General features: G+C 71.0%; 21 protein-coding genes and 1 tRNA gene. 16 read left to right on the top strand and 6 right to left on the bottom strand.

Features of this window, described 5'->3' with window-relative positions:
- Nucleotides 1-9: 9 nt before the first annotated feature.
- Nucleotides 10-1,407 carry a dipeptidase gene (locus ACQPZG_RS12030; protein ID WP_433545798.1) on the top strand — a complete coding sequence of 466 codons (1,398 nt, stop codon included), beginning with the start codon at nt 10-12 and terminating at the stop codon, nt 1,405-1,407.
- Between the two features lie 163 nt (nt 1,408-1,570).
- Nucleotides 1,571-2,506 (top strand): NAD(+) diphosphatase, encoded by a 936-nt coding sequence (gene nudC, locus ACQPZG_RS12025; RefSeq protein WP_433549369.1) that lies wholly within the window; start codon nt 1,571-1,573, stop codon nt 2,504-2,506.
- A gap of 74 nt (nt 2,507-2,580) precedes the next feature.
- On the opposite strand, the gene ACQPZG_RS12020 is transcribed toward nudC, so the two are convergent.
- Complete coding sequence (locus tag ACQPZG_RS12020) at nt 2,581-2,838, bottom strand: glutaredoxin domain-containing protein (RefSeq protein ID WP_185032776.1); 258 nt, start codon at nt 2,836-2,838, stop codon at nt 2,581-2,583.
- A gap of 166 nt (nt 2,839-3,004) precedes the next feature.
- On the opposite strand from ACQPZG_RS12020, the gene ACQPZG_RS12015 reads away from it, so the two are divergent.
- The 4 genes from ACQPZG_RS12015 (at nt 3,005) to ACQPZG_RS12000 (ending at nt 6,592) form a co-directional block, all read left to right on the top strand.
- Nucleotides 3,005-5,191 (top strand): ATP-dependent DNA helicase UvrD2, encoded by a 2,187-nt coding sequence (locus tag ACQPZG_RS12015; protein WP_433545797.1) that lies wholly within the window; start codon nt 3,005-3,007, stop codon nt 5,189-5,191.
- Between the two features lie 253 nt (nt 5,192-5,444).
- Nucleotides 5,445-5,726 carry a hypothetical protein gene (locus ACQPZG_RS12010; protein ID WP_433549368.1) on the top strand — a complete coding sequence of 94 codons (282 nt, stop codon included), beginning with the start codon at nt 5,445-5,447 and terminating at the stop codon, nt 5,724-5,726.
- A 174-nt stretch (nt 5,727-5,900) separates the two neighbouring features.
- Complete coding sequence (locus ACQPZG_RS12005) at nt 5,901-6,266, top strand: WhiB family transcriptional regulator (RefSeq protein ID WP_185032780.1); 366 nt, start codon at nt 5,901-5,903, stop codon at nt 6,264-6,266.
- Complete coding sequence (locus ACQPZG_RS12000; RefSeq protein ID WP_433545796.1) at nt 6,263-6,592, top strand: hypothetical protein; 330 nt, start codon at nt 6,263-6,265, stop codon at nt 6,590-6,592. The genes ACQPZG_RS12005 and ACQPZG_RS12000 overlap by 4 nt, the downstream gene beginning before the upstream one ends.
- 90 nt (nt 6,593-6,682) lie before the next feature.
- Here ACQPZG_RS12000 and ACQPZG_RS11995 read toward each other — a convergent pair whose 3' ends face one another.
- On the bottom strand, nt 6,683-8,053 hold the full coding sequence (locus tag ACQPZG_RS11995) for an ABC1 kinase family protein (protein WP_433545795.1): 1,371 nt from the start codon (nt 8,051-8,053) through the stop codon (nt 6,683-6,685).
- 65 nt (nt 8,054-8,118) lie between these two features.
- The gene (locus ACQPZG_RS11990; RefSeq protein ID WP_433545794.1) at nt 8,119-9,444 is read right to left on the bottom strand and encodes a ThiF family adenylyltransferase; all 1,326 of its coding nucleotides are present in this window, start codon (nt 9,442-9,444) and stop codon (nt 8,119-8,121) included.
- 188 nt (nt 9,445-9,632) lie between these two features.
- Here ACQPZG_RS11990 and ACQPZG_RS11985 point away from each other — a divergent pair, with 188 nt between their 5' ends.
- From ACQPZG_RS11985 to ACQPZG_RS11970, 4 genes are all read left to right on the top strand, one after another.
- A complete protein-coding gene (locus ACQPZG_RS11985; RefSeq protein WP_433545793.1) occupies nt 9,633-10,175 on the top strand; it encodes a M48 metallopeptidase family protein in 543 nt (180 codons plus the stop codon).
- Nucleotides 10,176-10,317: 142 nt separating this feature from the next.
- Nucleotides 10,318-12,021, top strand: a complete 1,704-nt coding sequence (locus tag ACQPZG_RS11980) for a TerD family protein (RefSeq protein WP_433545792.1) — start codon at nt 10,318-10,320, stop codon at nt 12,019-12,021.
- A gap of 13 nt (nt 12,022-12,034) precedes the next feature.
- Nucleotides 12,035-12,715: an AIM24 family protein gene (locus tag ACQPZG_RS11975; RefSeq protein WP_433545791.1), complete on the top strand. Its 681-nt coding sequence runs from the start codon at nt 12,035-12,037 to the stop codon at nt 12,713-12,715.
- A gap of 16 nt (nt 12,716-12,731) precedes the next feature.
- Entirely contained in the window at nt 12,732-13,487 is a 756-nt protein-coding gene (locus tag ACQPZG_RS11970) for an AIM24 family protein (RefSeq protein ID WP_433545790.1), read from the top strand.
- A 194-nt stretch (nt 13,488-13,681) separates the two neighbouring features.
- On the opposite strand, the gene ACQPZG_RS11965 is transcribed toward ACQPZG_RS11970, so the two are convergent.
- Both ACQPZG_RS11965 and ACQPZG_RS11960 read right to left on the bottom strand, forming a co-directional pair.
- Nucleotides 13,682-14,203: an NUDIX hydrolase gene (locus ACQPZG_RS11965; protein ID WP_433545789.1), complete on the bottom strand. Its 522-nt coding sequence runs from the start codon at nt 14,201-14,203 to the stop codon at nt 13,682-13,684.
- Nucleotides 14,200-15,684 carry a zinc-dependent metalloprotease gene (locus ACQPZG_RS11960; RefSeq protein WP_433545788.1) on the bottom strand — a complete coding sequence of 495 codons (1,485 nt, stop codon included), beginning with the start codon at nt 15,682-15,684 and terminating at the stop codon, nt 14,200-14,202. Before ACQPZG_RS11960 ends, ACQPZG_RS11965 begins: the two co-directional genes overlap by 4 nt.
- A 191-nt stretch (nt 15,685-15,875) precedes the next feature.
- Between ACQPZG_RS11960 and ACQPZG_RS11955 the strand changes: the two genes are divergently transcribed.
- The 4 genes from ACQPZG_RS11955 to ACQPZG_RS11940 all read left to right on the top strand — a co-directional run bounded on the left by ACQPZG_RS11955 (nt 15,876) and on the right by ACQPZG_RS11940 (nt 19,270).
- Complete coding sequence (locus ACQPZG_RS11955) at nt 15,876-17,006, top strand: SDR family oxidoreductase (protein WP_433545787.1); 1,131 nt, start codon at nt 15,876-15,878, stop codon at nt 17,004-17,006.
- Nucleotides 17,007-17,127: 121 nt separating this feature from the next.
- The gene (locus ACQPZG_RS11950) at nt 17,128-17,622 is read left to right on the top strand and encodes a molybdenum cofactor biosynthesis protein MoaE (protein WP_433545786.1); all 495 of its coding nucleotides are present in this window, start codon (nt 17,128-17,130) and stop codon (nt 17,620-17,622) included.
- Nucleotides 17,623-17,818: 196 nt separating this feature from the next.
- Entirely contained in the window at nt 17,819-18,064 is a 246-nt protein-coding gene (locus ACQPZG_RS11945; protein WP_433549636.1) for a hypothetical protein, read from the top strand.
- A gap of 114 nt (nt 18,065-18,178) precedes the next feature.
- Nucleotides 18,179-19,270, top strand: a complete 1,092-nt coding sequence (locus ACQPZG_RS11940; RefSeq protein ID WP_433545785.1) for a YlbL family protein — start codon at nt 18,179-18,181, stop codon at nt 19,268-19,270.
- A gap of 143 nt (nt 19,271-19,413) precedes the next feature.
- Here the strand turns inward: ACQPZG_RS11940 and ACQPZG_RS11935 are convergent, their stop codons facing one another.
- Nucleotides 19,414-19,995 (bottom strand): PPA1309 family protein, encoded by a 582-nt coding sequence (locus ACQPZG_RS11935; protein ID WP_433545784.1) that lies wholly within the window; start codon nt 19,993-19,995, stop codon nt 19,414-19,416.
- Between the two features lie 174 nt (nt 19,996-20,169).
- On the opposite strand from ACQPZG_RS11935, the gene ACQPZG_RS11930 reads away from it, so the two are divergent.
- Complete coding sequence (locus tag ACQPZG_RS11930; RefSeq protein ID WP_433549367.1) at nt 20,170-23,118, top strand: UPF0182 family membrane protein; 2,949 nt, start codon at nt 20,170-20,172, stop codon at nt 23,116-23,118.
- A 72-nt stretch (nt 23,119-23,190) separates the two neighbouring features.
- Nucleotides 23,191-23,264, top strand: a tRNA-Met gene (locus ACQPZG_RS11925).
- Nucleotides 23,265-23,407: the final 143 nt, after the last annotated feature.

The raw sequence follows: 23,407 nt of genomic DNA, 5'->3' as shown, positions 1-23,407 counted from the left end.
CTCAAGGCCATGAGCGACACCCCGGACAGCGCCGTCCGTACGTACCTGGAAGAGCACCGCACCGCCTTCCTCGCCGACCTGGCCGAGTGGCTGCGCATCCCTTCCGTCTCGGCACAGCCCGAGCACGCGCCGGACGTACGGCGCAGCGCCGAATGGCTGGCCGCCAAGCTCCGGGAGACCGGCTTCCCGGTCGCCGAGATCTGGCCCACGGACGGCGCCCCGGCGGTCTTCGCCGAATGGCCCTCCGGTGACGAGGACGCACCCACGGTCCTGGTCTACGGCCATCACGACGTACAGCCCGCCGCCCGCGAGGACGGCTGGCACACGGACCCCTTCGAGCCGACGACGATCGACGGCCGCCTGTACGCGAGGGGCGCCGCCGACGACAAGGGCCAGGTGTTCTTCCACACACTCGGCGTCCGCGCCCACCTCGCCGCCACCGGCCGCACCGCCCCCGCCGTCAACCTCAAACTGCTCGTCGAGGGCGAGGAGGAGTCCGGCTCGCCCCACTTCCGCGCGCTCGTCGAGCAGCAGCGCGAGCGCCTCGCCGCCGACGCCGTGATCGTCTCCGACACCGGCATGTGGTCCGAGGACACCCCCACCGTCTGCACCGGCATGCGCGGCCTCGCCGACTGCGAGATCACCTTCCGCGGACCCGACCAGGACATCCACTCCGGCTCCTTCGGCGGAGCGGTCCCCAACCCCGCCACCGTCGCCGCCCGCGTGGTCGCCGCCCTGCACGACGAGGACGGCCGCGTCACCGTCCCCGGCTTCTACGACGGCATCGTCCCCCTCACCGACCAGGAGCGCGCGCTCTTCGCCGAGCTGCCCTTCGACGAGGAGGAGTGGCTGCGCACGGCCAAGTCGCACGCCACCGGCGGCGAAGCCGGATACTCCACCCTGGAGCGCGTCTGGGCCCGGCCCACCGCCGAGGTCAACGGCATCGGCGGTGGCTACCAGGGGCCGGGCGGCAAGACGATCGTCCCCGCCTCCGCCGACCTGAAGCTGTCGTTCCGCCTGGTCGCCGGCCAGGACCCCGACAAGATCGAACTGGCGGTACGGGACTGGATCGCCACCCGCGTCCCGGCCGGCATCCGGTACGAGATCACCTTCGGCGCCGCCACCCGCCCCTGCCTGACCCCGCTGGACCACCCGGCGCTGCGGTCCGTCGTACGGGCCATGGGCCGCGCCTTCGAGCAGCCGGTGCGCTTCACCCGAGAGGGCGGTTCGGGTCCGGCCGCCGACCTCCAGGACGTGCTCGGCGCACCCGTCCTCTTCCTGGGCATCTCCGTACCGTCCGACGGCTGGCACGCGCCCAACGAGAAGGTCGAGCTGGACCTGCTGTTCAAGGGCGTCGAAACCACCGCGTACCTGTGGGGCGACCTCGCCGCGCAGCCGATCCGCTGAGCGGGCCGAGCGGGCCGGCCCAGCCGACCGAACCGCTGAGCAGAACAGAATCCCGATCCACCCGGGGGAGTTGGAAGCACCTGTGAGCACCAGCACCGACAACGGCGTCACCACGAGCACCGCAAGCAGCCGGAGCCACGGCAGCACCACGGGCGCCGACGGCATCGCCGTGAGCGCCGACCGCCCGCTCGCCCTCGCCGCCCCCAGCGGCATCGACCGCGCCGCGCACCACCGCATGGACGAGGCATGGCTCGCCGCCGCCTGGAGCCACCCGACGACCCGTGTGTTCGTCGTCTCCGGCGGCCAGGCACTGGTCGACGACACCCCCGACGGTCGCACCGAGCTGGTCATGACGCCGTCCTTCGAGGCCCCCCTCACCGAGACCCACCGCTACTTCCTGGGCCGGGACGACGACGGCGTCAGCTACTTCGCCCTCCAGAAGGACACCCTCCCCGGCCGCATGGACCAGTCCGCGCGCCCCGCCGGGCTGCGCGAGGCGGGCCTGCTGCTGTCCCCCCGGGACGCCGGCCTCATGGTGCACGCGGTCGCCCTGGAGAACTGGCAACGGCTGCACCGCTTCTGTTCCCGCTGCGGCGAGCGCACCGTCATCGCCGCCGCCGGTCACATCCGCCGCTGCCAGGCCTGCGGCGCGGAGCACTACCCCCGCACCGACCCGGCCGTGATCATGCTGGTCACCGACGAGCAGGACCGGGCGCTGCTCGGCCGCCAGGTGCACTGGCCCGAGGGCCGCTTCTCCACCCTCGCGGGCTTCGTCGAGCCCGGCGAGTCCATCGAGCAGTCGGTGGCCCGGGAGGTCTTCGAGGAGGCGGGCGTCGTCGTCGGCGACGTCGAGTACGTCGCCAGCCAGCCCTGGCCCTTCCCGTCCAGCCTGATGCTCGGCTTCATGGCCCGCGCCACCAGCTCGGAGATCAACGTGGACGGCGAGGAGATCGAGGAGGCCCGCTGGTTCTCCCGGGAGGACCTCACCGCCGCCTTCGCGTCCGGCGAGGTGCTGCCGCCGTACGGCATCTCCATCGCGGCCCGCCTGATAGAGCTCTGGTACGGCAGCCCCCTCCCGAAGCCGAACCGCGCCGCCTGACGGCCGCCGTACACGGTGAAGACCGCCGCCCCCGGCATCCGGGGGCGGCGGTCTTCTCGTACGCGACGAACAGGTCAGGCGGCGGCCAGCGCCTGCTTGACCTGGGCGAGCGAGGGGTTCGTCATGACCGACTCGGTGCCCGACTCGGACACGACCAGCAGCGTGGGGACGGTCTGGTTGCCGCCGTTCGCCTTCTCCACGAACGCGGCCGAGTCTGCGTCGTGCTCGATGTTGACCTCGTTGTACGCGATGCCCTCTCGGTCCATCTGGCTCTTGAGCCGGCGGCAGTAGCCGCACCACGTGGTGCTGTACATCGTCACGGTGCCCGACATGTCCCTCTTGCTCCTCTGCTTCGCTGGGGTGAGTCCGTACCTGTCCGCACTCACCAGTCACTCGAACGTACGCGACCGGGTCGGCATTCCCGCATTGGTACGACGAGTACCCACCCCCTGTGGACAACCGGCGCAGCAGTCCCAGCCGACCTGGCAGCATGGCAGGGTGACAGCAGCAACGCACTCCTCCCTTTTCCCGCAGGTACCGGAGACGGCCGACGCAGTGCTCGACGGGCTCGACCCCGAGCAGCGCGAAGTCGCCACCGCCCTGCACGGTCCGGTGTGCGTCCTCGCCGGAGCCGGTACGGGCAAGACCCGCGCGATCACCCACCGGATCGCCTACGGAGTGCGGCTGGGCACCTACGAACCGAACAGCGTCCTCGCGGTGACCTTCACCGTCCGCGCCGCGGGCGAGATGCGCGGCCGGCTCCGCCAGCTCGGCGCGGGCGGCGTCCAGGTCCGCACCTTCCACGCCGCCGCGCTGCGCCAGCTCCGTTACTTCTGGCCCAAGGCCGTCGGCGGCGATCTGCCCCGCCTCATCGAACGCAAGGTGCAGCTGGTCTCCGAGGCCGCCGGCCTGCTCGGCATCCGCCTGGACCGCGCCGAGCTGCGGGACGTGACCTCCGAGATCGAGTGGGCAAAGGTCACCCAGACCGTGCCCGACGACTATCCGGCCGCGATCGCCAAGACCCACCGCGAGGCCCCCCGCAGCACATCGGAAATCAGCCAGATCTACACCCGCTACGAGCAGCTCAAGAGCGCGCGCTCGGTCATCGACTTCGAGGACGTGCTGCTGCTCACCGTCGGCATCCTCCAGGACCAGCACCTCATCGCCGACGAGTTCCGCCGCCAGTACCAGCACTTCGTGGTCGACGAGTACCAGGACGTCAGCCCGCTCCAGCAGCGTCTGCTCGACCTGTGGGTCGGCGACCGCGACAGCCTGTGCGTGGTCGGCGACGCCAGCCAGACGATCTACTCCTTCACCGGGGCCACCCCCGACCACCTCCTCAACTTCCGCACCCGCCATCCCGGGGCGACGGTCGTCAAACTGGTCCGTGACTACCGTTCCACGCCGCAGGTCGTGCACCTCGCCAACGGCGTCCTCGCCCCGGCCACCGGACGCGCCTCCGAGCACCGACTGGAACTGATCTCCCAGCGCGAGGCGGGCCCCGCCCCGGTCTTCCGCGAGTACGGCGACGAGCCCGCCGAGGCCGAAGGCACCGCCCGCCGCATCCGCGACCTGATCGCCGCGGGCGTCCCGGCCGGCGAGATCGCCGTCCTGTACCGCATCAACGCCCAGTCCGAGGTGTACGAGCAGGCCCTCGCCGACGCGGGGGTGCCTTACCAGTTGCGCGGGGCCGAACGGTTCTTCGAACGTCCCGAGGTGCGCGAGGCGATCCACGGGTTGCGCAGCAGCGCCAGCTTCGGGGGCAACGACGCCCTGCTCGACGGGGTGGAGGGCCTGCCCGCCCAGGTACGGGCGGTCCTCAGCGGCAGCGGCTGGAAACCGACCCCCCCGGCCGGCTCCGGAGTGGTCCGCGACCGCTGGGAGTCCCTCGCCGCCCTCGTGCGCCTCGCCGAGGACTTCGCCGCGGCCCGCCCGCAGGCCACCCTCGCCGAACTCGCCGCGGAACTGAAGGAACGGGAGGCGGCCCAGCACGCGCCGACCGTGCAGGGCGTCACCCTGGCCTCGCTGCACGCGGCCAAGGGCCTGGAGTGGGACGCCGTGTTCCTGGTCGGCCTCACCGAGGGGATGATGCCGATCACCTACGCCAGGACCGACGAGCAGATCGAGGAGGAGCGCCGCCTGCTGTACGTCGGCGTCACCCGGGCCCGTGTGCACCTCAACCTGTCCTGGGGCCTGGCCCGCTCGCCGGGCGGGCGCGCCTCACGGATCCCCAGCCGCTTCCTCAAGGGCCTGCGCCCCGGCTCCGCGGGCCAGGGCGGGCGGGCGCCGTCCGCGGGCGGGACCGTCGTCGCGTCGGCGACCGGCCCCGGCCGGACCAAGCGGGCCTACCGGGGGCCGATCCGTTGCCGGGTGTGCGGCAAGACCCTCATCGACGGCGGCGAGATGAAGCTGATGCGCTGCGAGGAGTGCCCCTCCGACATGGACGAGGGCCTGTACGAGCGGCTGCACGACTGGCGCGAACGGCAGGCCGGGCAGGTCGGGCTCCCCGGGTACTGCGTGTTCACCGACAAGACCCTGATGGCGATCGCCGAGGCCAGACCGGAGGCCGAGGGCGAGCTGACCAGGATCGCGGGCGTCGGCGCCCGCAAGACGAAGCTCTACGGGACCGATGTCCTGGCCCTCTGCGCAGGTCAGGAACCGGGGGAGCCGCAGGACGACGTCTGAGGACGGGCCGGGTGCGTACGGGGCGCGGACCGGCGGAGGCCCGTACGGAGCCCCCGGGAAACTCGTCGAGAAAATAGTTTGCGCTTCTCCCGGGGAGCCCCATAGGTTCTTAACCACGGGAACAGCGGCACTTCTCTGAAGCCCTGTTTTCGTGCTGTACTTATCCGAATAACGTGCGTCCCGGCTCCGGCCGGGACCCCTGAACGCCGAGAGGAGGCGACTTTCCGTGACGAACATCATTTCCACCATCAAAATGACCGATCGCTCGGTCGTCGCCACCTGCACTCTCGGCGCTGCGCTGCGTGGCACCGGTCTGTCCGGCATCTCTGCCGTCCGTCCGGCGTCCCTGGCGAGCCTTCCCGTCCGGGAGGGCAATGAGCGACCGACCGCGGCACCGGAAGCAGCAGTAGCGAACGCGCAGGCCAAGGCCTATGCGTTTGCGGCGGCCGGTGCCGGATCGAAGAAGACGCAGACGACGCAGCACCACCTGATGTGGGCCTTCCGTGGGCTCGAACCCTGGAGTGATCCAGTCTGATCGATGATCGGACCGGCACCTTCAGGGCCGCGGAACCCCACCAGGGATCCGCGGCCCTTCTGTTTTGCCCGAACGGGGAGGACGGAGCGAAGGGGCCTCGGGACCAAGCACCACCCGGTACCAGCCAGCACTCGGCCAACAGGCCGGACACCACAAGACGAGGAACCCACCACCGTGCCACTCGACACGCACGCCCCGTCCGTACCGACTTCTCAACCGCTCCCGCCCGGTCTCACGGAGGACCCGACCTTGACTCCCCTCACCGCGCTCACCGCGCTCGACGACGCCATCGAGAACCTCGGCGTACCCGTCCCCTGCCGCTCGTACGACCCCGAGGTCTTCTTCGCCGAGTCCCCGGCGGACGTCGAGTACGCCAAGTCGCTCTGCCGCACCTGCCCGCTGGTCGAGGCCTGCCTCGCCGGTGCCAAGGAGCGCCGTGAGCCGTGGGGCGTCTGGGGTGGCGAGCTGTTCGTCCAGGGTGTGGTCGTCGCTCGGAAGCGGCCGCGCGGCCGTCCGCGCAAGAACCCGGTCGCAGCATGAACATCACCGGCACAGGACCCATCGACCGCCCCCACACGCACGATCCCCAGAAGCAGGACCCGATGACCCCCACGACCTACGAGCCGTCCGGCTCCGCAACCTCCACCGCAAGCAGCATCGGCGCGAACGCCTCGCGTCAGAACAGGACCCGCGAAATGCAACTCATTCCAGAAGCCATGGCCCGTGCCCATATGCAAGAGCGTCGGCTGGAAGCCGACGCACAACGCCAGGCCGTGCGCCTGGTCGCCGCCCGGCGCATGCAGCGTCGTGCGGAGCGCGTGTCGCTCCGCGCCCGCCGCGCGCTGGCCATGGCGGTCATGCAGTAAGCGACCGCCACGGGCACGCCGTACCGACAGAGCCCCGTGGGGCCGGACCTCCTGGCCCGGTCCCACGGGGCTCTCCCGTGCACGTCCGTCCTATTCGGCGACGGCCTGCTCCGCCGCCTGTTCCTTCGCGACGAACCCGGGCAGCCACTCCTCCAGCTCGTCCCGCAGCCGCACCGTCGCCCCCAGCTGGCAGAGCACGCCGATGGTGCTCAGCGTGACCCGGTGGATGAGCAGATAGGCGGGCGGCAGGTTGAGCTGCTTGCCCAGCTGGTGTGCGGGGGAGCGGACGTCGGCTATCCGCCCCGCCTGCTGCCGCAGCCAGCCACGGGTGAACGTGAACTCCTCGGCGAGCGCCGGTTCGATGATCGGCACCAGGTAGTCGAGCACCGCCCCCGGATCCAGGTCGATGTCCTCCTTGACGAACCCCTCCCGGCGGAGCATCTCGTACACCGCGTCGGCGTCGCCCTCCAGCGTCAGCCGCAGCGCGTCGCCGATCGTGTCCGGCAGCCCGCCGGGCAGCCGGTCCACCGTGCCGAAGTCCAGTACCACGAGCCGCCAGCCCCCCGCACCGTCCGCGTCCGCGTCCGCGGGCAGCAGGCGGAAGTTGCCCGGGTGCGGATCGGCGTGCAGAAGCCCAGTGCGTGCCGGTCCCGAGAACAGGAAGCGCGCCAGCAACTGCCCGGCCCGGTCCCTCTGTTCCTGTGTACCGTCCGCGATGATGTCGGCCAGCGGGGTGCCGTCCATCCACTCAGTCACCAGCACCTGGTCGCTCTGGTGGATCACGTCGGGCACCACCACGTCGGGGTCGTCCGCGAACTCCGCCGCGTGCTCCCGCTGGGCCCTGGCCTCCAACTCGTAGTCCAGTTCCTCCGACACCCGGTCCCGCAGCTCCGTGATCAGAGGCTTGATGTCCATGCCCGGAATCAGTGGACCCAACAAGCGTGCGAACCTGCCCAGTTGGTTCAGGTCCGAAAGCAACGCCTCGCCGGCGCCCGGGTACTGCACCTTGACGGCCACCGCGCGCCCGTCGTGCCACACCGCCCGGTGCACCTGGCCGATGGACGCGGCAGCCGACGGCTTGTCCTCGAACTCCAGGAACAACTCACGCCAGTTCTCGCCCAGCCGTTCTGTGAGCACGCCGTGCACCGTGGATGTCGGCATCGGCGGTGCCGCCTCCTGAAGCTTCGTCAGGGCCGCCCGGTACGGACCGGCGACCTCCTCCGGCAGGGCGGACTCGAAGACGGACAGCGCCTGCCCGAACTTCATCGCACCGCCCTTCAGCTCACCCAGGACCTTGAACAGCTGTTCCGCCGTGCGCTGCTGCAGCTCCCGTCCGACGATCTCGGCGGACTTCCCGCCGATCCGTTTGCCGAGACCCCAGGCGGTCCGGCCGGCGAAGCCCAGTGGCAACGCGGCCAGCTTGGCGGTACGAGTGACCGCCTTCCGGGGAAGATCAGACATGAGCCCCTCCAAATCCCAGACAGCCGCGCCGCACGGGCCCCGGGACCAGTGCCCTTCGGCGACGCCTACCCGGCCATTGTGACGTGCGGCTTCAAGCCGCCCGATGGCACGTCCCGTTCCACACCCCCAGGGTGCTCCCCACCAGCACCGCAGTAGCACTCGGCGTGGGCGGCGACCCGCTCGGCCCGCCAGTCGAGGAGCGGCAGCGCGGCCTCCCACCGGGTCCCCGTGCTCGACGGCAGTTCCCCGTCCAGGAACGCCAGCGCATGTGCGGCGGCCAGCGCCGCCACCGCGGTGGCCAGCGCGACATCGCAGGCCCCCACGTCCGCCCGCCGCCCGGAACGCCACTGTGCCAGCATCCTCGGCCACTGCCGGTCGGCCTCCGTCCTGGCCCGCGCCATGCACCCGGCGCACGCGCTCCCGCCCGGCAGCACCAGTGGCCCCACCACCCCGGTGGCCTCCAGCACCCCCGCGTACAGGTGCGGGATGCGCGACGCCACCCAACCCTCGGCCACGGCCGGGTCCGGCACGTACGCCTCCAGCCCGTCCCGCGGCGCCACCACGACCAGACGCAACGCGCCCCCGCCCCCGCACCGCTCCCCGCCCCCGTCCTGGCCCGCCGCCCCGGACGCCGCCCCGCCCCCGCCGAGCGACCGCGCGCCGACAGGCGGCCCCGTCCCGGACACCTCCCGCCCTGTCCCGGTCCCCTCCCGCCCCGTCCCGGACCCCTCCCGCCCCGTCCCGGTCCCCTCCCGCGTCGGCCCTGCCCCGGAGCCCGCCCGCGGCGCTCTCCCCGGCGCCCACCTCCGTACCGTCTGCCGGGCCGCGGTCGCCCGTCGGGTGCCGACGGATTCGGCCGGGACCCCGCCCGGTGCCACGTCCCAGGGCTCCACGCATCCGCCGTCCAGAACGTCGACGTGCCCCACCCCCGACGCGGCGAGCAGCGAGGCGACCGTCGCTCCGACCCGGCCCGCGCCGCGTACCTGGACCCGGGCGGCCCGGCGTGCAGCGAGCCGCCGCGCCCCGCCGCCCGGCTCCGGGCTCACCACGCTCAGCGAAGCCAGGTCGGGCCGCAGCCGGTCCGCCTCCGCGGTGCGTCTGCGCAGGGCGTCCGCCGCCGCCCCGCCCGCCGTCACGTCGTCGATCAGCCCCGCCCCGGCCAGCCGGGCGACCACGGTGTCCACTCGGCCGTCCGGCAGCCCCAGCGCCCGCGCCTCCTCCCGGAGCAGCGGCATGCCGCGCGTCCCGTCCAGCAGCGACAGCAGGCTTCCCGTCGCCGTGTCCACGGGCCCCACCACCACCGCGTGCGCCGCCGTCACCCCGAACTGCACGCTCTGCCGGTCCCGCCAGGCCCTCCGCAGCGCGGGCTTCACCCTCGGATGCGAGTCCATGGCCGTGCTCCCCTCCCGTGTTCCAGGCGTACCCGCCCCTGCGCGGCGCGTTCGCCGTGCTTTCCGCGCCGTGATCTCAGAATGACGGGCGGCCGGAATCCGTACGGAGAGTTGTCCACAGGGCCGGAAGTTAGTCGTACCAGCGCGGAGGCAGGACTTCCGTCGCAGCCAGCGGGTAACGTCGGGGCGTGCCAGCCGACCCGTCCCCCCGCCTCGCCGTCGAAGTCCGCAGGAGTGCCCGACGCAGCCGCACCGTCTCGGCCTACCGCGAGGGCGACCGCACGATCGTGCTCATCCCCGCCCGGATGTCGGAGGCGGAGGAGCAGCGCTGGGTCGGCGTGATGCTCGACAAACTCGCCGCCCAGGAGAGCAGGCGCACCCTCGGCGACGACGATCTGTCCGAGCGGGCCCACCGGCTCTCCGCCCAGTACTTCGAGGGTCGCGCCAAGCCGTCCTCGGTGCGCTGGGTGACCAACCAGAACGCGCGCTGGGGGTCCTGCACCCCCTCCGAGGGCAGCATCCGGCTCTCCCACCGACTCCAGGGCATGCCGGAGTACGTCGTCGACTACGTGCTCCTCCACGAGCTGGCGCACCTCCTCGTTCCCGGGCACGGCGCGTCCTTCTGGCAGCTCCTGGAGGCGTATCCGCGCACCGAACGGGCCCGTGGCTATCTCGAAGGGGTGGTCGCCGCCGACCGTCTCCCGCACCTCCTCAAGGATCGCAGTGAGTGACCGTACGTATGCGCCGAGCGGCTTCGGACCGGCCCCGCCGCGGTGATCTGTACCGACCCTGTACCGGCTTGTCGCTGTGTCGGCATTTGCCGTTAGCCTGACGCGACGTATCCACATTCGGGACGGGGGACGGTCGTTACGTATGGCCAGGGAATTCCAGCGCGGCCACAAGGCCAAGATCAGTGACCTCACAGCCGGGACGGATCTGTACGTAGGCGTACAGATCGGCGCTCCCGGACTGACCTTCGACATCAGCTGTTTCGGACTCGACGCGAACGAGCAGCTGAGCGACGACCGGTACTTCGTCTTCTTCAACCAGCCCAAGTCGCCCGAGGAGTCCCTCCAGCTGCTGGGTGCCCAGGCCGGTGACACGGAGTCGTTCCGCGTCACCCTCGACCGCATCCCGTCCCACATCCACAAGCTGTCCTTCACCGCGACCATCGACGGCCCCGGCCAGATGTCACAGGTGTCTCCCGGGTACCTCCGGATCGTGGCGGGCGGCGAGGAAGTGGCCCGGTACTCCTTCAACGGCTCGGAGTTCACCACCGAGCGGGCCGTGATGCTCGGGGACTTCTACCTCAAGGACGTGTGGCGCTTCGCCGCCGTCGGGCAGGGCTTCGACGGCGGTCTCGACGCGCTGCTGAAGAACTACGGCGGCGAGGTCGCCGAGGAGGAGCCCGCCCCCGCGACCCCGCAGGGCGCGCCCCCCGGGTTCGCCCCGCCCGCACAGGCGGCGGCACCCCCGCAACAGCCGGCTCCGTCCTTCGGTGCCCCGGCACCGCAGGCCGCACCGCCGCCCGCGCCCTCCTTCGGCGCTCCGCCCCAGCCCCCCGCACCACAGGCTCCCGCACCGCAGCCCCCGGCACCACAGGCTCCCGCGCCCGCCGCCCCGCCCGTGCACGCCGCGCAGACGATCACGGCTCCCCTCCACCCACAGGCCCCGTCGCCGCACGGACAGCCGCCCCACGCGCCGCAGCAGTACGGGCAGGTGCCGTCCCAGGCGCCCGGTCAGGCCCAGAGCCAGGGCGGTCAGTACGGCTACCCGCCGGCGCCCCCCGGCCCTTACGGTCAGCCGCCCGCACAGCAACAGCCGTACGGCATGCCGCAGGGCATGCCCCCTCAGGCGATGCCTCCGCAGGGAATGCCTCCGCAGGGGATGCCCCAGCCCGGTGCGCCGCAGGCCGCCCCCGGCCTCCAGGCCGCCCTTCAGAAGTACCGCGAGCTGCCCACCGGCCAACGCTGGACCTCGCAGAACGAGCAGCTCATGCGGGTCGACCTCGGCAACAACGGCACACCCGTCCTCGCCCGCCAGGGCAGCATGGTGATGTACCAGGGCAAGGTCGACTTCAGCTACAAGGGCGCCGGATTCAAGGGCCGCGTCGTCGGCAACGCCACCGGCCAGGAGATGCAGCTGATGCGCTGCTCCGGAGCGGGTCAGGTCTTCTTCGCGGAGAACGCCGCGCACCTGCATCCCATCGAGCTCCAGGGCGACGGGATCTGCGTCTCCGCCGAGAACGTCCTCGCGTTCGACGAGACCCTCCAGCACGAGGTCCGCCGCATCGAGGGCCACGGCATCCCCGGCGGCGCGCTCTTCACGATGATGTTCCACGGCACCGGCACGGTCGTGGTGAAGACGCAGGGCATCCCGGTCGTCCTGCCGGTCACGCCCACCACCTTCGCCGACAGCAACGCCGTCGTCGCCTGGTCGGCGGCGTCCCAGGTGATCCTTTCCAGCCAGGTCCGGCTGCGCCGCCAGGCGTTCCCGGGCCACAGCGGAGAGACCGTGAACCTCCAGTTCCGGGGAGCCCCCGGGAACTTCATCGTCGTCCAGCCGTACGAGGTCTGAGGGAGCCCGAACAATGAACCAGCAGCTCGCGGGCTTCGCCCCGACACCCGTCGCGGCCCGCATGGAGAACCACGGCCGTTCCATGGTCAAGGTCGCCATGGCCACCGGCCAGGACCTGTACGCGCGTACCGGCTCGATGGTCGCCTACGAGGGCTTCGTACAGTACGAGCCCAACCCGCCCGCCGTGCGCCAGATCGCCTCGCAGTGGATCACCGGCGAAGGCGCCCCGGTCATGAAGTGCTCGGGCGACGGCCTGCTCTACCTCGCCGACTACGGCGCGGACGTCGTCGTCATCAACCTCGCCGACGACGCCCTGTCCGTCAACGGCACCAACCTCCTCGCCTTCGACGCGTCCCTCCAGTGGGGCGTCGAGCGCGTCAAGGGCCTCGCCAAGTTCGCCGGCCAGGGCCTGTGGAACGTCAAGGTCTCCGGCAGCGGCTGGGTCGCGCTCACCTCGCGCGGCACCCCGATCGTCGTGGACTGCGGACGGGGCGAGGACGAGACGTACGTCGACCCGGACGCGCTCGTCGCCTGGTCGCCGAACCTCAAGGTGAAGGGCAAGCGCAGCTTCAAGGCGTCCTCACTGATCGGACGCGGCAGCGGCGAGGCATACCAGATGGCCTTCTCCGGCGAGGGGATCGTCGTCGTACAGCCCAGCGAGGACAGCTCGGACCGGCTGCGGACCAGGCACTGAGGGGAGACGGAACATCATGCAGAGCCCGCTTTTCGGCCACACGGAACAGCAGTCGGCCGAGCGCTACACCGCGCAGAACCCGCAACTCCTGCGGGTCGCCCTGACCGGACACGACGACGTCCTCGCCCGCAAGGGAAGCATGGTCGCCTACCAGGGGCTGCTGGAGTTCGACGGCGAGTACCAGTCGAACCCGCAGCAGCGCGCCCGCGCCCACACCGGCGAGGGTCTGGAGCTGATGCGCTGCTCGGGACAGGGCACCGTCTTCTTCGCCAACCTCGCCCAGTACATCCACGTCGTCGACGTCGACCAGGACGGCCTGACCGTCGACAGCAGCTATGTGCTGGCCCTGGACTCGGCACTGCACACCGAGGTCGTCGCCGTGGACAGCCAGTACGGAATCTCCGGCTCCGGCAAGTACCAGACCCACGTCTCCGGCCGCGGCAAGATCGCCCTGATGACCTCCGGGCAGCCACTGGTGATGCAGGTCACCCCCGACCGGTACGTCAGTGCCGACGCGGACGCCGTCGTCGCCTGGTCGGCGTCGCTGCGGGTGCAGATGCAGGCGCAGACGCACTCCTCGGGAATACGGCGCAGGCGCGGCAACACCGGCGAGGGCTGGGAACTCAGCTTCCTCGGCCAGGGCATCGTGCTGGTCCAGCCCAGCGAGGTCATGCCGCCGCAGAACGCGGTCGTCGGCCAGGGCATGGCAGCCCAGTACGGCGTCGGCCAGCAAGGCGCCCACGGACAGAACCAGAACAACGCCTGGAGCTGACCGGCCCTCCGGGTACGAGCCGCGCCCACCACCGCACGATGTCCGGAACCAGGCCCGGCCTCCCGACCCGAGCCACGCCCACCACCGGAACAACGTCGCGAAACCGGCCCGGTCTCTGGGCACGAGCCGCGCTCACGTATGGCAAGTAAGGGGCGGCCTCCCGGAGGCCGCCCCTTACTTCGTGTCCCGTCGGCCTACAGCGCCGCGCGCACGCGTTCCATCAGCCGTACGACCGACCCGTCGGCGACGTCCGCGACCTCGTCGTAGCCGAACCAGCGCAGGTCGTCCGACTCGTCGCTGATCGCCTCGACCGCACCCGCCGGGGCGAGTGCCGCGTACTGCACGTCGAGGTGCCAGTGGCAGGGTGCCGGAATGGGGTGCCGGTCCAGGCGCACCGGGCCCACCGGAAGCAGCGTCAGCCCCTGGATGCCGGACTCCTCGGTGGCCTCCCGCAGCGCGGCGTCCGCCAGGGTCGCGTCACCGCTCTCGCAGTGCCCGCCCATCTGGAGCCACATCTTCAGCTTTCTGTGCAGCGTCAGCAGCACCCGGCCCTGCCGCGGGTCCACCACCAGCGCACTGGCCGTCAGATGCCCGGCCGCACAGGCCTTCCACATGCCGTCCGGATGCGCCGAGAGGTGGTCCAGGTACTGCTGCCGCAGCTCCGGCTGGTCCTCGTACCCCTTGAGTACGAGGACGGCGTCGTCGTGCAGGGTCACTTGCCGCCCTCGGGGTCCGTGCCGTCGGTGCCCGTGCCGTCGGTGCCCGGCCCGTCGGCGCCCGTGCTGCCCTGGTCGTCCGTCTTCTTCTTCAGGTCCGGCTTGCCCGCCGCCTCGCCGAGCATCTTGTCCAGCTCGGAGAAGTCCATGTGCTCGCGGTGCACGAACCCGTCCGGGTCGTCCAGGTCCTGCGCCGTGGGCAGCATGTCCGGGTGCTCCCACAGCCCGTCACGGCCCTCGTGGCCCCGCGCGTCCGTGAGCGAGGCCCACAGCCGGGACGCGTCCCTCAGCCGGCGCGGACGCATGTGCATGCCGACCAGCGTCGCGAACGTCTGCTCCGCGGGACCGCCCGAGGCACGCCGCCTGCGCAGCGTCTCGCGGAGCGCGTCCGCCGACGTCAGGCGCGGCTTCGCGGCCTCGTGCACCACCGCGTCCACCCAGCCCTCGACGAGCGCCAGCGCCGTCTCCAGACGCGCGAGGGCCGCCTTCTGCGCAGGGGTGTCCTCCGGCTGGAACATGCCCTGCTGAAGCGCTTCCTGGAGCTGCTCGGGGTTGGAGGGATCGAGCCCGCCGACCGCCTCCTCCAGCTTGGAGGTGTCCACGGTGATCCCGCGGGCGTATCCCTCGACCGCGCCGAACAGGTGCGAGCGCAGCCACGGCACGTGCGCGAAGAGCCGCTGGTGGGCGGCCTCGCGCAGCGCCAGGTACAGCCGCACCTCGTTCGCGTCGACGCCCAGGTCCTTGCCGAACGCCTCGATGTTCACCGGCAGCAGCGCCGCCTTGCCGACCGGCCCCAGCGGCAGCCCGATGTCGGTCGAACCGACCACCTCGCCCGCCAGCACACCGATGGCCTGCCCGATCTGCTGGCCGAACATCGCGCCGCCCATGGAGCGCATCATGCCGATCAGCGGGCCCGCCATGGCCTGCATCTCCTCGGGCAGCACCTCGCCCATGGCCGTGCCGACCCGCTCCGCGACCGGGTCGACCAGCTGCTGCCACGCGGGCAGCGTCGCCTCGACCCACTCCGCGCGGCTCCACGCCACCGACGTGGTCGCGCCGGACGGCAGCGAGGTCACGCCGTCCAGCCAGTGGTCGGCGAGGCGCACGGCCTCCTCCACCGCGGACCGCTCGGCCGCGCCGACACTGGAGTCCTTGGTGCCGTCGGAGGTGCCCTGGGCCACGGTCTGGCGGGCGATGTCCTTGGCCATGTCCCAGTTCACGGGACCGCCCTCGTAGCTCAGCATCTGGCCGAGCTGCTGGAAGGCGGCGCCCAGGTCGTTCGGGTTCATCGCACCGAACATCGCGGCGAAGGGGTTGTCACCGCCCGCTCCGCCCATGCCCGGCAGCGCGCCGAAGCCCCCGAAGGGGTTCGACGGACCGCCGCCGGAACCCTGCCCACCTCCGGCAGGGTCCTTCTTCTTGCCGTCGCCGTCCTCCGGCTCCTCCGGCGGAAGGCCGAATCCGAATGGGGTGTCGCTCACGGGTTTCCTCGGCTCGTAGGGCCGCCGGAGTTGGCCGGCGGCGGCTGCCCGGCATCTGCACCCAGGGTAGACACCGCAGCGGGTTCGGGGCTCGGTGCTCCGGGGACCCGTGGCCTGCGGCAGGATGGACGACACCTGGTCCGTACGCGCCAACTCGCGTACGTACTGAAGACAACCGCTGGAGACGCCCGGTGAGTTCCCCAGATCCCAAGGTTCGTGCAACAGATTCGAAGGTTCGCGCAACGCGAAACCGATCAACCCCCGCGGCCCGCGGTCCGGTCGTCGCGGTCACCGGTGCCGCATCCGGAGTCGGCGCCCTGCTGACCCGGCGGCTCGCCGACTCCGAGCAGGTCAAGGAGGTCGTCGCCATCGACGAGCGGCGCGGCGACACCGACGGCGCGCAGTGGCACATCCTCGACGTCCGGGACCCCGCCATCGCCGAGAAGCTGCGCGGCGCCGACGTCGTCGTGCACCTCGCGCTCGACCTCGACCTGGAGTCGGACCCCGCGGCCCGTACGGCGTTCAACGTGCGCGGCACGCAGACGGTGCTCACGGCAGCCGCGGCGGCCGGGGTGCACCGGGTCGTGCTGTGCACCTCCGCCATGGTCTACGGCGCGCTCCCCGACAACGACGTCCCGCTCTCCGAGGACGCCGAGCTGCGTGCCACCGCCGAGGCCACCGGCGTCGGCGACCTGCTGGAGGTGGAGCGGCTGGGCCGCCGCGCCCCGCGGGCCCACCCCGGCCTCAACGTCACGGTCGTGCGCCCCGCCGTCCTCGTCGGCGGTACGGACACCGCCCTCACCCGCTACTTCGAGTCGCCGCGCCTCCTGGTCGCCGCCGGCTCCCGCCCCACCTGGCAGTTCTGCCACGTGGACGACCTGGTCAGCGCCCTGGAGTACGCCGTTCTGGAGAAGGTCGAGGGGGAGCTCGCGGTCGGCTGCGACGGCTGGCTCGAACAGGAGGAGGTCGAGGAGATCAGCGGCATCCGCCGCATGGAACTGCCCTCCGCCGTCGCCCTGGGCGCCGCGGCGAGACTGCACCGCATCGGTCTCACCCCGTCCCCGGCCGGCGACCTCGCGTACACGATGCACCCCTGGGTGGTGAGCGTGTCGCGGCTGCACGACGCGGGCTGGCGACCGCAGTGGACCAACGAGGAGGTCCTCGCGGAACTCCTCAAGGAGGTCGAAGGGCGGCACACCCTGGCCGGCCGCCGCCTCGGTCGCAAGGACGCCACCGCGGCGGGTGCGGCGGGCGCCACGGTCGCCCTGCTCGGCACGGCCGCGCTGGTGCGCCGGGCCCGCAAGGCACGCCGCCGCATCTGAGGCCGGCCACGGGCCGCACCCCGGCGGCCCGTGGTGCTTGTAGAAGGCTCCAGGCCCCGGGGGCGCCCGCCGGTCGAAACCGCCCTACCGCGCCGACGGTGCGGTACGGCACGATGGGCCCATGGCAGGCACCCCCAGCACCCCCGTCGACGGCCCCACCCCCGACTCCGCCGCCCACCCGGGCGAACAGGCGGCGCCGGACCCGATCCGGCTGCTCGCGATCCGCGACACCGCGCTCTCCCTGGACGAGGTCTTCCGGGCCGTCGGCGAGGACGCGGCGGGTGGCACGGCCCTGTTCGTCGGCACCGTGCGCAACCACGACGGCGGCGCCGACGTCGACGCGCTCGGCTACTCCTGTCACCCGACGGCGGACGCCGAGCTGCGCCGCGTCGCCGAGAGGGTCGTCGCGAAGTTCCCGGTACGGGCCCTGGCGGCCGTCCACCGGGTCGGCGACCTGGCGGTGGGCGACCTGGCGGTCGTGGTGGCCGTCTCCTGTCCGCACCGCGGGGAGGCGTTCGACGCCTGCCGCATGCTGATCGACGACCTGAAGCACGAGGTGCCGATCTGGAAGCACCAGAAATTCTCCGACGGGGCAGAAGAATGGGTCGGCGCGTAGCGCCGTCGTTTGAGGGGTGGTGGTCGGGTGGCGGGAGGGCGGGTCGGCGCGTAGCGCCGTCGTTTGAGGGGTGGTGGCGGGAGGGCGGGTCGGGTCCTGTGAGGTCCCGTCGCGGGCGGAACCCGCCTAAACCCCTGCGCCGCCAAGCGCCCCGATTTGCGTAACCCGACCCCTGGCCCGAGCGTTGAGGCAGCGGATGGTTAATCTGCTGATCGGCTGGCTGCGATCGCTCGGGTTGTTCAGCGGTCGCTCACTGGGTCAGGAGGTCGGAATGGCTGCTCTCGCCTGGTTGCTGATTCCGCTTTTCGCAGCTGTCGGTGCTGCGATATGGGGAAGCTGGGCTGCTCGAAACCGCACCACCGGCGACATCGCCGAACTCGCGGGCTACGAGAGATTCCGCGACGCCATGCAGAAGCCGCATCCCGGTTCCGACGCCGCCTGAGGCGTACCGGTCGATGTGTGCCGTTCCGTACGCGAGAGCCGAGGCGAAGCGCCCGCGCCCCGTACGGACCGGCCCCAGCGGTGCACGTCCGGACCCGTCCCGTACTGTCGTTCCATGCCACGCCGCACAGCGACGATGCTCGCCTCCACCCTCGTCCTGATCGCGCTGCTCTGCGCGGGCGTCCTCATCAAAGTGCCGTACTCGGAGATGTCCCCGGGGCCGACGGTGAACACCCTGGGGGACGCGGGTGGCGAGCCCGTGCTCCGGATCTCCGGGCACAAGACGTACCCGACGACCGGTCACCTCAACATGACCACGGTCCGCGTCACCGGTGCCGACTACCGGATGAACCTGATGGAGACGGTCTACGGCTGGCTGGCGCACGACAGCATCGTCGTCCCGCACAGCACCCTCTACCCGGACGGCAAGACCGAGGAGCAGTCCACCCAGGAGAACGCCGAGGAGTTCACCCAGTCCCAGGAGACCGCGAAGGTCGCCGCTCTCAAGGCGCTGAAGCTCCCGGTCACCACCCGGGTGGTCGTCGCGAGCGTCGTCAAGGACAGCCCCGCCCAGGGCAGGCTGCACGCGGGCGACGTGATCCGCGAGGTGGACGGCCGGAAGGTCCAGGAGCCGGGCGACGTCGCCAAGATCGTCACGCAGCGCAAGCCCGGCGAGAAGGTGGTCTTCACGGTCGTGCCGGCCAAGGAGGCGGCGGCGGCGGAGAAGGCGCACAAGGTGCAGCCCACCGCCACCGAGAAGATCACCGTGGTGACGAAGAAGGCCGACGACAACGGACGGGCCATCGTCGGCATCCAGGCCGGGACCGACCACACCTTCCCGTTCACGATCGACATCAAGCTGGCCGACGTGGGCGGTCCGAGCGCGGGCCTGATGTTCTCGCTCGGCATCGTCGACAAGCTCACCGAGGGCGACATGACGGGCGGGAAGTTCGTCGCCGGCACCGGCACGATCGACGAGAAGGGCAAGGTCGGCCCGATCGGCGGCATCCAGATGAAGACGGTCGGCGCGCGCAAGGCCGGCGCCGAGTACTTCCTGACGCCGAAGGAGAACTGCGCGACGGCCGCCGCCGACGTCCCCGAGGGCCTCACTCTCGTCCGGGTCGACACCCTCGACGACGCGCTCAAGTCGATGGAAGGCATCAAGAAGGACGACACGGCCGCCCTGCCGAAGTGCTCGACAGGCTGACCTGCCGCCCTGCCGCCCTGCCGCCCTGCCGCCCTGCCGCCCTGCCGAAGTGCTCGACGCGCTGACCGGCCCGGCCGCCCCTGAATGTCAGGACATGCATGTCCTGACATGCGCGCGAGGAACGGGCCCGACCGGCCGCCGCGCTACGACTCGAAGGTCGCCGCCAGCGCCTCGGCGAGTCCCGGCACCAGGTCGGGGCCCGTCAGCACCTCGTTGGGCGAGTCCTTCTCGCGCAGCCGGATCGCCGACTCGCGGGCCCCGCCGCGCAGCACGGCCACCGTCATCCGCACTTCCTGCCGGTCCGGGTGCGCCGCCACCCACTGGGTGAGCTGCTTGCCCTTCATCCCCTCCGGCACGGACGCCTCCGCGGACGGCGGCAGCATCAGACGCTCCACGGTCAGCGCACAGCCGACGACCGCGTCGGGCCAGGCGATCGTGCCGAGGAACTCGTCCAACGCCTTGCCGCGCGGAATCTCCTCCTGTTCGATCGGCGTGTACCCGGCGGCACTCGCCGCGTCGATGCCGAGCTGCGAGGCGAGCCCCGGTTCCTGCTTGCGGAGCTTCGCCGTGTCGACCAGGGCGAACAGCCGTGCGGGCTTGTCCCAGCCGAGGCCGGACGCGTACTCGTCGATCTCCAGCACGGCGCGCGTCAGCGGGCTCGCTGCCATCGGCGTGCCCGGCGCGGGCATCGGAGGGGTGTGGTCTGAGGGGGAGGAGTTGGACATGGTGAATATCCTGCCTCCTTCGGCCCCCAAAGCGGGAACTGAGTAAAGCTTCAGTAAGTTGCATAGGTACGGTCCTGCGATCGCGGGGTCCGTACGACCGCTTCGCACGACCCGCTTGACCCATACGCTCCGTACAAAACAGCGAACTTCGAGGTGCGCACGTTGGCTTTCCAGATGCCGGACCGCGGCGGAGGCCCGACCGGGCCACGGATCAGAGTGGGCCGGCCTTCCCGGCGTGCCCGGACCCTGCTCATGACACTGGGCGTGCTGGCCGTACTGGCCATGGCGTTCGTCATGTTCGCGGGGTTCTGGACGGACTGGCTCTGGTACCGATCGGTCAAGTACTCGTCCGTCTTCACCACCACTCTGTGGACCAAGATCGGCCTGTTCGCCGTCTTCGGTCTCCTCATGGCCGCAGCCGTCGGTGTGAACATCTGGCTGGCGCACCGGCTGCGGCCCCCGCTCAGCGCCATGTCGATGGAGCAGCAGAGCCTCGACCGCTACCGGATGGGCCTGGCGCCGTACAAGAAGTGGGTGCTGATCGCGGTCACCGCCCTCGTCGGGCTGATCGCGGGCGCGTCCGCCGCCGGGCAGTGGCGCACCTGGCTGCTGTGGATCAACGGAACGCAGTTCGGGCAGACGGACCCGGAGTTCGGTCTGGACGTCGCGTTCTACGCGTTCGACCTGCCGTGGTACCGCTTCCTGCTCGGGTTCGGCTTCGCCGCCGTGGTGGTCTCGCTGATCGCCGCCGCCCTGGTGCACTACCTGTACGGCGGGCTGCGCCTGACCAGCCCCGGCGCGCGCGCGACCGCCGCCGCCACGGGCCACCTCTCGGTCCTGCTCGGCGTGTTCGTCACGCTGAAGGCCGTCGCGTACTGGCTCGACCGGTACGGGCTGGCCGTGAAGTCCAGTGACTTCAAGGCCACCGGCAACTGGACCGGCCTGCGCTTCGTGGACGCCAACGCCTACCTTCCGGCGAAGACGATCCTGTTCTGCATCGCCGTCATCTGCGCCGTGCTGTTCTTCGCGACGCTGTGGCGCCGCACCTGGCAGCTGCCGGTGATCGGTTTCGGCCTGATGGTGCTCTCGGCGATCCTGATCGGTGGGCTCTACCCGGCGATCGTGCAGAAGTTCCAGGTCCAGCCGAACGAGCAGGCCAAGGAAGCCCCGTACATCAAGAAGAACATCGAGGCGACCCGCAAGGCCTATGCCATCGACGGCGCCAAGGTCACCGACTACAAGGGCGCGGGCGACAACGGCGACACCGCGAAGCTGCGCAAGGACGCCGACACGGCGGCCAGCTACCGCCTGCTCGACCCGAACGTGGTGTCGCCGACCTTCCGCCAGCTCCAGCAGGAGCGGAAGTACTACCAGTTCCCGCAGACCCTCGACGTCGACCGCTACAACGGCCAGGACACCGTGATCGGCCTGCGCGAGCTCGACCTCAAGGGCATCCCGAAGCGGAACTGGATCAACGACCACTTCTACTACACGCACGGCTACGGCGCGGTGAGCGCCAAGGGCACCTCCGTCAACGCGGACAACGAGGGCGGTCCCGAGTTCACCGAGTCGGGCCTGCCGTCCAGCGGCGTGCTCAGCGAGAAGACCAAGTACGAGCAGCGGATCTACTACGGCGAGAAGACCGAGCAGTACTCGATCGTCGGCGGCCCGCAGCAGGAGCTCGACTACGAGAAGAACGGTGAGCCCACCAAGACCACCAGCTACAAGGGCAACAGCGGCGTCAGCCTCTCCAACCCGTTCAACCGCGCCGCCTACGCCGTCACCATGAGCGAACCGCAGATCCTCTACTCCGGTGCCATCGGCGACGGCTCGCGCATCCTGTACAACCGCACGCCCAAGCAGCGCGTCGAGGCGGTCGCCCCCTGGCTGACCATCGACGGCGACGCCTACCCGGCGATCATCGGCGACCGCATCCAGTGGATCGTCGACGCCTACACGACGACCAACGGCTACCCGTACGCGTCGCGCACCGTGCTCGGCGACACCACGACGGACTCGCTGACCACCAACCAGCGCGCCGTCGTCGCCCAGCAGAACCAGGTCAACTACATCCGCAACTCGGTGAAGGCCACCGTCGACGCGTACGACGGCTCGGTCAAGCTCTACGAGTGGGACGAGAAGGACCCGGTCCTCAAGACGTGGAAGAAGGCGTTCCCGGGCACGGTCGAGGACAAGAGCAAGATCCCGGCCCTGCTCAAGGAGCACCTGCGCTACCCGCAGGACATGTTCAAGGTCCAGCGCGAGCTGCTCACCCGCTACCACGTCACGGAGCCGAAGCAGTTCTACAGCGGTTCCGACGCCTGGCAGGTCCCGGACGACCCGACGACCACCGCCAAGGGGGCCGTGCCGCCGTACTACCTGAGCCTGAAGATGCCCGGCGACGAGGAGCAGAACTTCTCCTTGACGACGACCTTCACGCCCAACGGACGCCCCAACCTCGGGGGGTTCATGGCGGTCGACGCCGATGCGGCCAGCCCGAGTTACGGCACCATAAGGCTTCTGAGGGTCACCGGCGACGTACTGGGTCCGCAGCAGGTGCAGAACCGGCTGAGCACCAACCCCGACGTCACGGAGTTCGTCCGCAACACCAAGGGCGCCAACTCGGACATCGAGTACGGCAACCTGCTGACGATCCCGCTCAACGACGGCTTCCTGTACGTCACCCCGGTGTACGCACAGGGCAACAACGCCCAGTACCCGCTGTTGAAGAAGGTCGGCGTCTCGTACGGCAAGGAGACCGTCTTCAAGGACAGCCTGGCCGAGGCGCTGAACGCGGTCTTCGGCGAGAAGGGTGCGGAGACGCCGCCGGACAAGGGCGACGGCACCACCAAGCCGCCCGCCGCCGGTACCGACCTCCAGAAGGCCATCACGGACGCCACCGCCGCGTACGAGGAGGGCCAGAAGGCACTCCAGAAGACGCCGCAGGACTGGGTGGCCTACGGCAAGGCCCAGGAGAAGCTCCAGGAGGCGCTGGTGCGGGCGGCCGACGCCCAGAAGGCGGCGCCGCCGGCGAAGCAGGACCCGAAGGCTCCGGCCGACCCCAAGGCTCCGGCCGACCCCAAGGCTCCGGCGGACCCGAAGGATCCACCGAAGAGCGACTAGCGGCCCCAGGCGCGCAGTAACCGGCCGCAGAAGGCTCCACCCCGCACCCGTGGTACGGTTGGGAAACAACGACGCGGGGTGGAGCAGCTCGGTAGCTCGCTGGGCTCATAACCCAGAGGTCGCAGGTTCAAATCCTGTCCCCGCTACTGAACAGACGAGGGCCCGGATCCATTGAGGATCCGGGCCCTCGTCGTATGTCCGTACACCGTATGTGTTTGACTTGTCGCCCTCTGGGCATGTCGACAAAACGCTGAAGTGACCTCAATGGCTGCGGTATACCAGGTGTACC

The sequence above is a fragment of the Streptomyces sp. CA-294286 genome, from assembly GCF_050947155.1.
GTDB lineage: Bacteria > Actinomycetota > Actinomycetes > Streptomycetales > Streptomycetaceae > Streptomyces.
Note: the sequence above shows the minus strand (reverse complement) of the source record. Positions and strands in the feature narration are given on the sequence as shown.

Bases quoted from the DNA above. Each gene is read 5' to 3' on its own strand.
- ACQPZG_RS12030 (WP_433545798.1), top strand. From the start codon at position 10: ATGAGCGACACCCCGGACAGCGCCGTCCGTACGTACCTGGAAGAGCAC.
- ACQPZG_RS12020 (WP_185032776.1), bottom strand. From the start codon at position 2,838: ATGTCGGGCACCGTGACGATGTACAGCACCACGTGGTGCGGCTACTGC.
- ACQPZG_RS12010 (WP_433549368.1), top strand. From the start codon at position 5,445: ATGACCGATCGCTCGGTCGTCGCCACCTGCACTCTCGGCGCTGCGCTG.
- ACQPZG_RS12000 (WP_433545796.1), top strand. From the start codon at position 6,263: ATGAACATCACCGGCACAGGACCCATCGACCGCCCCCACACGCACGAT.
- ACQPZG_RS11995 (WP_433545795.1), bottom strand. From the start codon at position 8,053: ATGTCTGATCTTCCCCGGAAGGCGGTCACTCGTACCGCCAAGCTGGCC.
- ACQPZG_RS11990 (WP_433545794.1), bottom strand. From the start codon at position 9,444: ATGGACTCGCATCCGAGGGTGAAGCCCGCGCTGCGGAGGGCCTGGCGG.
- ACQPZG_RS11980 (WP_433545792.1), top strand. From the start codon at position 10,318: ATGGCCAGGGAATTCCAGCGCGGCCACAAGGCCAAGATCAGTGACCTC.
- ACQPZG_RS11975 (WP_433545791.1), top strand. From the start codon at position 12,035: ATGAACCAGCAGCTCGCGGGCTTCGCCCCGACACCCGTCGCGGCCCGC.
- ACQPZG_RS11970 (WP_433545790.1), top strand. From the start codon at position 12,732: ATGCAGAGCCCGCTTTTCGGCCACACGGAACAGCAGTCGGCCGAGCGC.
- ACQPZG_RS11950 (WP_433545786.1), top strand. From the start codon at position 17,128: ATGGCAGGCACCCCCAGCACCCCCGTCGACGGCCCCACCCCCGACTCC.
- ACQPZG_RS11945 (WP_433549636.1), top strand. From the start codon at position 17,819: ATGGTTAATCTGCTGATCGGCTGGCTGCGATCGCTCGGGTTGTTCAGC.
- ACQPZG_RS11940 (WP_433545785.1), top strand. From the start codon at position 18,179: ATGCCACGCCGCACAGCGACGATGCTCGCCTCCACCCTCGTCCTGATC.
- ACQPZG_RS11935 (WP_433545784.1), bottom strand. From the start codon at position 19,995: ATGTCCAACTCCTCCCCCTCAGACCACACCCCTCCGATGCCCGCGCCG.
- ACQPZG_RS11930 (WP_433549367.1), top strand. From the start codon at position 20,170: ATGCCGGACCGCGGCGGAGGCCCGACCGGGCCACGGATCAGAGTGGGC.